Origin of the sequence: Streptomyces sp. MnatMP-M17 (assembly GCF_900091995.1) — a bacterium.
Lineage (GTDB): Bacteria > Actinomycetota > Actinomycetes > Streptomycetales > Streptomycetaceae > Streptomyces.
This window is the reverse complement of the sequence record NZ_FMDK01000600.1, coordinates 1-7,530: the sequence shown is the minus strand read 5'-3', so window position 1 is coordinate 7,530 and position 7,530 is coordinate 1. Positions and strand designations below refer to the sequence as shown.

Annotated in this window: 7 protein-coding genes and 1 pseudogene; all 8 read left to right on the top strand. The window is 70.6% G+C overall.

Translation table 11 applies throughout. From position 1 onward, the window contains the following. Positions 1-427, top strand: a 427-nt coding sequence (locus GA0115259_RS40570) for an FAD-dependent oxidoreductase (protein ID WP_161230465.1), incomplete at its 5' end; no start/stop codon positions are given. A gap of 218 nt (positions 428-645) precedes the next feature. After that, positions 646-1,674 (top strand): 3-oxoacyl-ACP synthase III family protein, encoded by a 1,029-nt coding sequence (locus GA0115259_RS25515; RefSeq protein ID WP_093601375.1) that lies wholly within the window; start codon positions 646-648, stop codon positions 1,672-1,674. Positions 1,675-1,702: 28 nt separating this feature from the next. Continuing rightward, positions 1,703-3,577, top strand: coding sequence for an HAD-IIIC family phosphatase (locus GA0115259_RS25510; RefSeq protein WP_093601373.1), 1,875 nt, complete (start codon positions 1,703-1,705; stop codon positions 3,575-3,577). Next, complete coding sequence (locus tag GA0115259_RS25505) at positions 3,570-3,806, top strand: acyl carrier protein (protein ID WP_030949748.1); 237 nt, start codon at positions 3,570-3,572, stop codon at positions 3,804-3,806. The genes GA0115259_RS25510 and GA0115259_RS25505 overlap by 8 nt, the downstream gene beginning before the upstream one ends. 19 nt (positions 3,807-3,825) lie before the next feature. After that, complete coding sequence (locus tag GA0115259_RS25500; protein WP_093601369.1) at positions 3,826-5,121, top strand: lysine N(6)-hydroxylase/L-ornithine N(5)-oxygenase family protein; 1,296 nt, start codon at positions 3,826-3,828, stop codon at positions 5,119-5,121. Between the two features lie 52 nt (positions 5,122-5,173). After that, on the top strand, positions 5,174-5,542 hold the full coding sequence (locus GA0115259_RS25495) for a cupin domain-containing protein (RefSeq protein ID WP_093601367.1): 369 nt from the start codon (positions 5,174-5,176) through the stop codon (positions 5,540-5,542). Then, positions 5,539-7,155 (top strand): class I tRNA ligase family protein, encoded by a 1,617-nt coding sequence (locus GA0115259_RS25490; RefSeq protein ID WP_093601365.1) that lies wholly within the window; start codon positions 5,539-5,541, stop codon positions 7,153-7,155. Before GA0115259_RS25495 ends, GA0115259_RS25490 begins: the two co-directional genes overlap by 4 nt. Then, a pseudogene (locus GA0115259_RS25485) lies at positions 7,152-7,530 on the top strand (carboxylate--amine ligase); the annotation flags it as partial. The gene GA0115259_RS25490 and the pseudogene GA0115259_RS25485, both read left to right, overlap by 4 nt.

The following is a 7,530-nucleotide window of genomic DNA, read 5'->3' as shown; positions in this document are numbered from 1 at the left end:
GCTGCTGGCCCGCAGCCGGCTGCCGGTGGCGGGGCTGCGCACCAAACACATCCAGTACAGCCTGTGCCAGGCGCCGCTGGAGGGGCTCGGGCCGTTCGTCGACGAGAACTCCGGCCTGTACGGCAGGCCCCACGAGGACGGTGGCTTCCTGCTCGGGCTGCCCTCCGACCGGTGGGGAGTCGACCCGGACGCGACGGCACCGGACCAGGCGCTGGCGCGGCGGGTCGCCGAGAGCGCGCGGCGGGTGTTCGGTGTGCCGGTCGCCGTGGGGCGCACCGTCGCCTCCTGCGACTGCTATCACGACCCCGCGGGGCTGGAACTGCGTTCTCTCGGGCCGGGTCTGCACACTTTCACCGGGGGCAGCGGAGGCGCGGCAAAGACCGTCGTCGCCGCCAGCAGGAAGGCCGCGGCGGCGCTGTTGGCCTGACTTCCGTACGCGATATCGAGGCAGTCCGCAATGAGTGCGGGCCGGGAGATCTCCCGGCCCGCACTCTTTTTTTCTGGTGTGTTCAACTTCCCTGATCTACGCGCGTTCAACTTAGGTTTTCCGTTCAACTCCGCCTGTCCCGACCGCTGTTGATTCGGCCATCCGGACCCGCGAAGATTTCACGCGGCCTCAGGAATCGCAGCGAGAGAGAGATATCAATGGCGCAGCTTCCGCATGGCTTCGGAATTACTGGTTTCGGTTACTCCTTCGGAGCGGACCAGAATGTCGAAGAAGTAGCGGGAACGTATGTCCCCGACCCGGAACGCATTGTGCGGTGGGGTTACCACACCTTTCACCGGGCACCCGACGACATCACCACGACCGACCTCGCGGCACAGGCCGCGCGTGACGCCCTGTCCCGCACCTCGATGACCGTCGACGACATCGACCTGCTGGTGCTGGCCACCTCCGAGCACCCCGAGTACCCGCACTGGGACGGGTCGGCGGCGCTGGGCCGGGCCCTGAAGATGGAGAGCCGGCAGACCCTGCTGCTGAACGAGGGCTGTGCCTCGGGCGTCACCGGACTGGGCATCGTCGCCGGGGTCCTCGCCGTGCAGCCGGAGATCAGCACCGTGCTGTTCGTCGCGGTGAACAGGGTCAGCGAGTTCCACCGCAACCGCATGACGGTCAACAACGCGGTGCACAGCGACGGCGCCGTCGCCGCGGTCCTGCGCCGCGGTCACGAGCGCAACGCCTGGCTCGCCACCGAGCAGTTCACGATCCCGGACCTGTGCGACTGGTTCCGCACCGACTACGGCGGCGCCGTGGCACCCGTGCCCCCGGAGGGCTGGTCGAGCAGGACGGCGCCGGCCGGTCATGTGCGCGTGCAGGAGTACTTCCGCAAGGACCCCGCGCGGCTGCGCGAGTTCGGGCAGGCGGCGATCACCCGCACCCTCGACGTCATCGACGGGGCGTGCAAGCGGGCCGGCGTCGGCCGAGACGAGGTGCGGCACGTCATCTACATCAACGACCCGGACGGCATCGCCGACATCGCCGAGCCGCTCGGCCTGCCCCTGGAGCGCACCAACGCCGAGATCGCCAGGGCCCACGGCCACATGGGCTCCGCCGACCAGCTCACCGCGCTCGGCGAGCTGATCGAGCAGGGCGTCGTCGCCCCCGGCGACCTGGTCGCGCTGACCGGGATCTCCATCGGGATGCGCTGGTACTGCTCCCTCGTCCGGGCCTGACCCGCGTCCCACAGGAAGGCATCGCACCGTGAGCGAGAGCGACAACCCGGCGGCGGCGCTGCGTGCGGCCGTACGGGAACGACGCATGCCCGGTCACCCCACCCGCAGGGCACTGCTGGAGAGCGGCGACCCGGCCCTGGCCCGGCAGGCCGGCCGGATCCTGAAGGACCTGGCCGTGGACGGGGAACGGCCCCGCGAGGTGGACGTGGCCGTCCTGGCCACCTGCACCGTCGGCCCGTTCGAGCCCCTGCTGCGCGCCCAGCTGGTCGGCGCCGGACTGCTGCCCGCCCTGCGCAGCGCGGACTACGGCACCTTCGGTATGTCGCTGGCGACCGGGTCGTTCACCCGCGACGGCGACCCCGGACTGGTCGCCGTGCTGCTGGACGCCGGGTACTTTCTGCCGGGCGACCTCGGCGCCGCCGAGCCCGACGTGCTCGCGAAGTACGTCGACGCCCGGCTGGAGGAACTGCGCGGACTGCTGGCCGGCGCCCTGAAGCACACGGCCGCCACCGTCGTCGTGCACACCGTCCCGCTGCCCGCCCAGGTCCGCAACGGGATCATCAGCGTGCGGGCCCGCGCCCAGGTGGCCCGCTCCTGGTACCGGCTGAACGCGGGCCTCCTCGCCCTCGCCGAGGAACACGACCAGGTGGTCGCCGTCGACCTCGTCGGCGAGCTGGCCGAGGCACCGGTCCAGGCGTGCGACGTACGGCTGCACCGGTACGGCGATCTGCCCTACAGCGACGACGCGTTGCTGCTGCTGGCCCGGCTCGTGCGCCGGGTCGCCCAGGCCCGCGCCGGACTGTCCCGTAAGGTCCTCGCCCTCGACCTGGACAACACCCTGTGGGGCGGCGTCCTCGGCGAGGCCGGGCCCCAGGGCGTCCAGGTGGGCGGCCTGTACCCGGGCAACTGCTACTCCGAACTCCAGCGCACGGTGGCCAGGCTGCGCGAGCAGGGCGTCGTGCTGGTCCTGGCCAGCAAGAACGACCGGGACCAGGTGGAGAAGGTCCTCACCGAGCACCCGGACGTGCTGCTGCGGCCCGAGGCGTTCTCCGTGCGGATGGTCGACTGGTCGGCGAAGGCGGGCAATCTGCGCCGGGCCGCCGAGGCGCTGTCCCTGTCGACCGAGTCGTTCGTCTTCATGGACGACTCCGACTTCGAGCGTGCCCAGGTCGGCGACGAACTGCCCGAGGTCGCCGTGGTCTCCGCGGCCGGTGACCCCGCCCACCTGGTGGACTCGCTGCTGCGGCACGGCTGGTTCGACGTCATGGCGCTCACCGACACCGACCGTAAGCGCCCCGAGCTGTACCGCAACCGTGCGCTGCGCGGCGACTTCTCCTCCGGGTTCGACTCCTCGGAGGACTTCCTGCGGGCGCTGGACCTCAAGGTGGAGGTGACTCCGGCGAGCGAGTACACGATCGGCCGGATCGCCCAGCTCGCCGCCCGCACCAACCAGTTCAACCTCACCGGGATCCGCTACGACGAGGCGGTCACCCGGCGGATGAGCGAGGACGCCGGCCATCTGGTGCTGTCGGTGTCGGTCGCCGACCGCTTCGGTGACGAGGGCATCGTCGGCGCCCTGTGGGTCGAGCGCACCGACGAGGTGTGGCGGGTCCTCAACCTCGTCCTGAGCTGCCGGGTGCTCAGCCGCGGCGTGGAGCGGGCGGCCGTCGGCCGGCTCGCCGAACTGGCCGCGCTGGCCGGTGCCCGGAGCGTCGAGGGGCACTACCGGCCCTCGGACCGCAACGGCGTCGCCGCGGACTTCTGGACAGGCGCCGGATTCACCCCGGCCGCCTCCCCGCAGGAGACGGAGACACAGGTCTTCACCCTCGACGCGGCCACCGCTAAGGAAATCGCACCGGAATGGATCGCACTGAACGAAAGGAATGGATCCCCGCATGAGTGAAACGGGCTCGATCGAGGAGTCGGTGAGGGAGATCATCGCCGACGTACTGGGCGCCGACCCCGCGGACATCCCCGCTGACCAGGCACTTGCCGCGCTCGGCTGGGACAGCATGAATTCGATGGAAGCCCTGGTGCGCCTGGAGAAGCAGTTCTCCGTCGATCTGGACCTGCGGTCCTTTCACGCCGCCTACACCGTGACCGACATGGTCGCGCTGGTCGAGAAGTTCTAAGAATTCAGGGAGGGACCAATTGCGGCACCAGGAAGTCGAAGTCCTCGCCATCGGCGCAGGGCCGGCCAACCTCGCACTCGGCATAGCGCTGGAGGAGCTCGCCCCCAAGGAGCTCGCGGCGGGCACACTGATCATCGAGCAGCACGACGACACCGTGTGGCAGCGCGGCATGCTGCTGCCGTGGACCCAGAGCCAGGTCTCGTTCCTCAAGGACCTGGTGACGCTGCGCAATCCGCGCAGTGAGTTCTCCTTCGTCAACTACCTCCACTCGATCGGCAGGCTCGACGAGTTCATCAACCTCGGCACGTTCACGCCGTACCGCTCGGAGATCTCCGGGTACCTCCAGTGGGTGGCCTCCTCGCTGCGCGAGGTGCAGGTCGAGTACGGGCGGCGCTGTGTGTCGATCGAGCCCGGTCCGTCCCGGGGCGGCGAGGTCGACCACTGGCTGGCGCGCACCGCCGACGGCGCGGTGATCTCCAGCCGCAACCTGGTGATCGGCGCGGGCCGGGACGCGTTCGTACCCGCCGAGCTCACCGCGCTCCCCGAGCGCCGCGTCATCCACAGCACCCGGTACTCGCACCGGATCGACGCGCTCGACCCGGCCGAGGTGCGCCGGATCGTGGTGATCGGGGGCGCGCAGAGCGCCGCCGAGCTGCTGTGGGCCGCCTACCAGCGGTTCCCCGAGGCGCAGTGCACGATGCTGATGCGCTCGATCGGCCTGAACGCCTACCAGACCAGCAAGTTCACCAACGAGCTGTTCTACCCGTCGTTCATCGACGACTTCTACGCCACCCGCGCCGAGACCCGCCGCCAGGTGCTCCGCGAGATGCACGTCACCAACTACGCCGGGCTCGCCCCGAACATGCTGGAGACGCTCTACCGCGAGATGTACCAGGAGCGCCTCCAGGGCACCGAGCGGCTGCGGATGCTCACGCTGACCGATCTGGCGGGCGCCCGCATGGACGGTGACGAGGTCGTCCTCGACACCGTCGACCGCAAGTCCGGCGAGCGCGGCGAACTGCGCTGCGACCTCGTACTGCTCGGCACCGGCTTCGTACGGGACATGCCCGCCATGGTGCGTGAGCTGGCCGTCACGACCGGCGCCGGCGAGGCCATTGTCGACCGCAACTACCGCATGCGGCTGCCCGGTTCGTACACCGCGAACTGCTACCTCCAGGGCGTCAACGAAGCCACTCACGGCATCGCCGACTCCCTGCTCAGCGTGCTCGCCAGTCGCTCCCAGGACATCGTGACCGACCTGCTGGCCCGCCGCGGCGCCGCCTCCGACGAGGCCCTGCTCGCCAAGGCCCTGTGACCGGGGCCCCGCCGAACCCGTCAGCGCACCCAGCGGCAGAGGAGACACACACATGGAAATCCGAGAGCTCGACCGGGACAACCTCGCACCGGACAACGGACTGCGCGCCCAGCGTCTGTTCCCCTGGCCGGCCCTGAACGCGCCCTTCGAGGGCTCCTGGTGCGTCGTGCCGCCGGGCGCGGCCTCCGGCCCGCACAGCCACCACGAGTACGAGGTCTGGATCGCGATGACCGGCGAGGCGGCGATCCTCAGCGAGGGGAAGAAGGTGCCGTTCGCCGCCGGTGACGTCGTCCACTTCCGCCCCGGCACCCGGCACCAGGTCGTCAACGACTCCGACGCCGACTTCCAGATGTACGCGGTCTGGTGGGACGCCGAGCTGGCGGAGAAGTTCTCCGTCCGGCACCGGGAGGAGACGGCATGAGCGGGCGCAGCCGGCGCCGCGCCGTCGTCGTCGCGGCGACCCCGACCCCCAACGGGGATCTGCACATCGGCCACATGGCCGGCCCGTATCTCGCGGGCGACGTCTACAGCCGCTACCTGGCGGCCGACGGCCGGGACGTGATCTACACGACCTGCACCGACGACAGCCAGACCTACGTCACCACCACGGCCCGCCGACTCGGTGTGTCCGCCGAGCAGTTGTGCGCCGAGTCCACCGCGAAGATCGAGCGGAGCATCTCCGCGATGGGCCTGTCGATGGAAGGGCTGCCGCCCATCGACGACCGCTACCGCGCCACTGTCCTTGAGTTCTTCACCCGCCTGCACGAGACGGACCGGCTGCGCGAGCGGACCGTACGGCTGCCGTACGCGCAGGAGTCCGGCCGGTATCTGTACGACGGCCTGATGACCGGCAGCTGCCCGGTCTGCCTGACCGGCAGCGCGGGAGGCGTCTGCGAGGGCTGCGGGCACCCCAACAACGCCGACGAACTGCTCGGCGCGCGCTCGGTGCTGGAGCCGGACTCGCCGGTGACCACCCGCGAGGTGACCATCCTGGTGCTGCCCATGGAGGAGTACCGCGAGCGGCTGACCTCCTACTTCGCCGAGCGCCTCGGACGCTGGCGGCCGCACGCCGCCCAGCTGGTACGCGAGTTGCTGGCCCGTCCGCTGCCGGAGATACCGGTGACGGTGCCCGGCGACTGGGGCATCGCGGCGCCCTTCCCCGAGACGCCGGGGCAGATCCTCTACCCGTGGGTGGAGGCCATGCCGGCCGTCATGTACAGCACCTGGTGGTCCGCGGACCGGCGCGGCGAGCGCACCGAGGCCGTCGACGAGCTCTGGCGGGCCGGCAGCGGGACGGAGCTCGTGTACTTCCACGGCTTCGACAACGTCTACCACTGGGGTCTGCTGGACCTCGTGCTGCTGATGGCGCACGGCGACCGCTATGTGCTGCCCGAGGCCAACATCAGCAACGAGTTCTACGACCTGGAGGGCGAGAAGTTCTCCACCAGCCGCAACCACCTGATCTGGTCGGCGGACCTGCTGGCGGAGGTGCCGAGGGACCTCGTGCGCTTCTATCTGGCGCTGACCGCACCGGAGTTCCAGCGCACCGACTTCAGCACCGCCGCCCTCACCAAGGTGACCGAGCGACGGCTGATCGGGCCGTGGAACCGGCTGGCCGAGGCGCTGAACGCGCTCGCTCCAGCCGGTGCGGGGAGCCCGCTGCCGACCACCGCGACGGGCCGGGACCGGGCGGCCGGGATCATCGAGCGGTTCCGGCTCACCTATGAGCTGGACGGCTTCAACCTGGGCCGCAGCGCCGAGAACGTAGTCGCGGCCCTCGACCGGCTGGCGGCCGCGGCCCAGGAGCCGCGCGAGCGGGACGACTCGCTCGGCACCGGGGACCTGCTGCTCCAGGTGCGGGCGCTGCTGGCCTGCGCCGCCCCGCTGCTCATCGACGCCGCCGCCGAGGCGACGGCCGCGGGCGTGGACCTGGCGCTGGACGCCGAACAGCCCGAGAAGATCACCCCGTTCGCCCTGCCCCGGCTGCCGCGGGCGGCCAGGGCCGGCGCCGCACGCACGGAGGTGGCGGCATGAAGCTGCTCACGCTGGAGACGGTGCAGTACCTGAACTACTACCACGGCCGCTACGGGCAGGTGGAGGACCTGGGCGTCGACCTCTACGTTCTCAACGGGGAGGGCACGGACGACTTCTGGCGGGCGGACCGCTATCGCACGGCGGGCTCCCGGAAGATCGACGACATCGTCGACCGGGCCCGCGCATGGCATGCGGAGGAACGTTTCGACGGGGTGATCACCTTCTCCGAGTCCTCCGTCATCACCGTCGCCGCGGTCGCCGACGCACTGGGCCTGCCGGGCATCGGGGTGCCGGCCGCCGTGTGCAGCAGGAACAAGTACCTGATGCGCCAGGCCTACGAGCGGGCGGGCGCCCCGATCCCCTCGTACCGGCTGG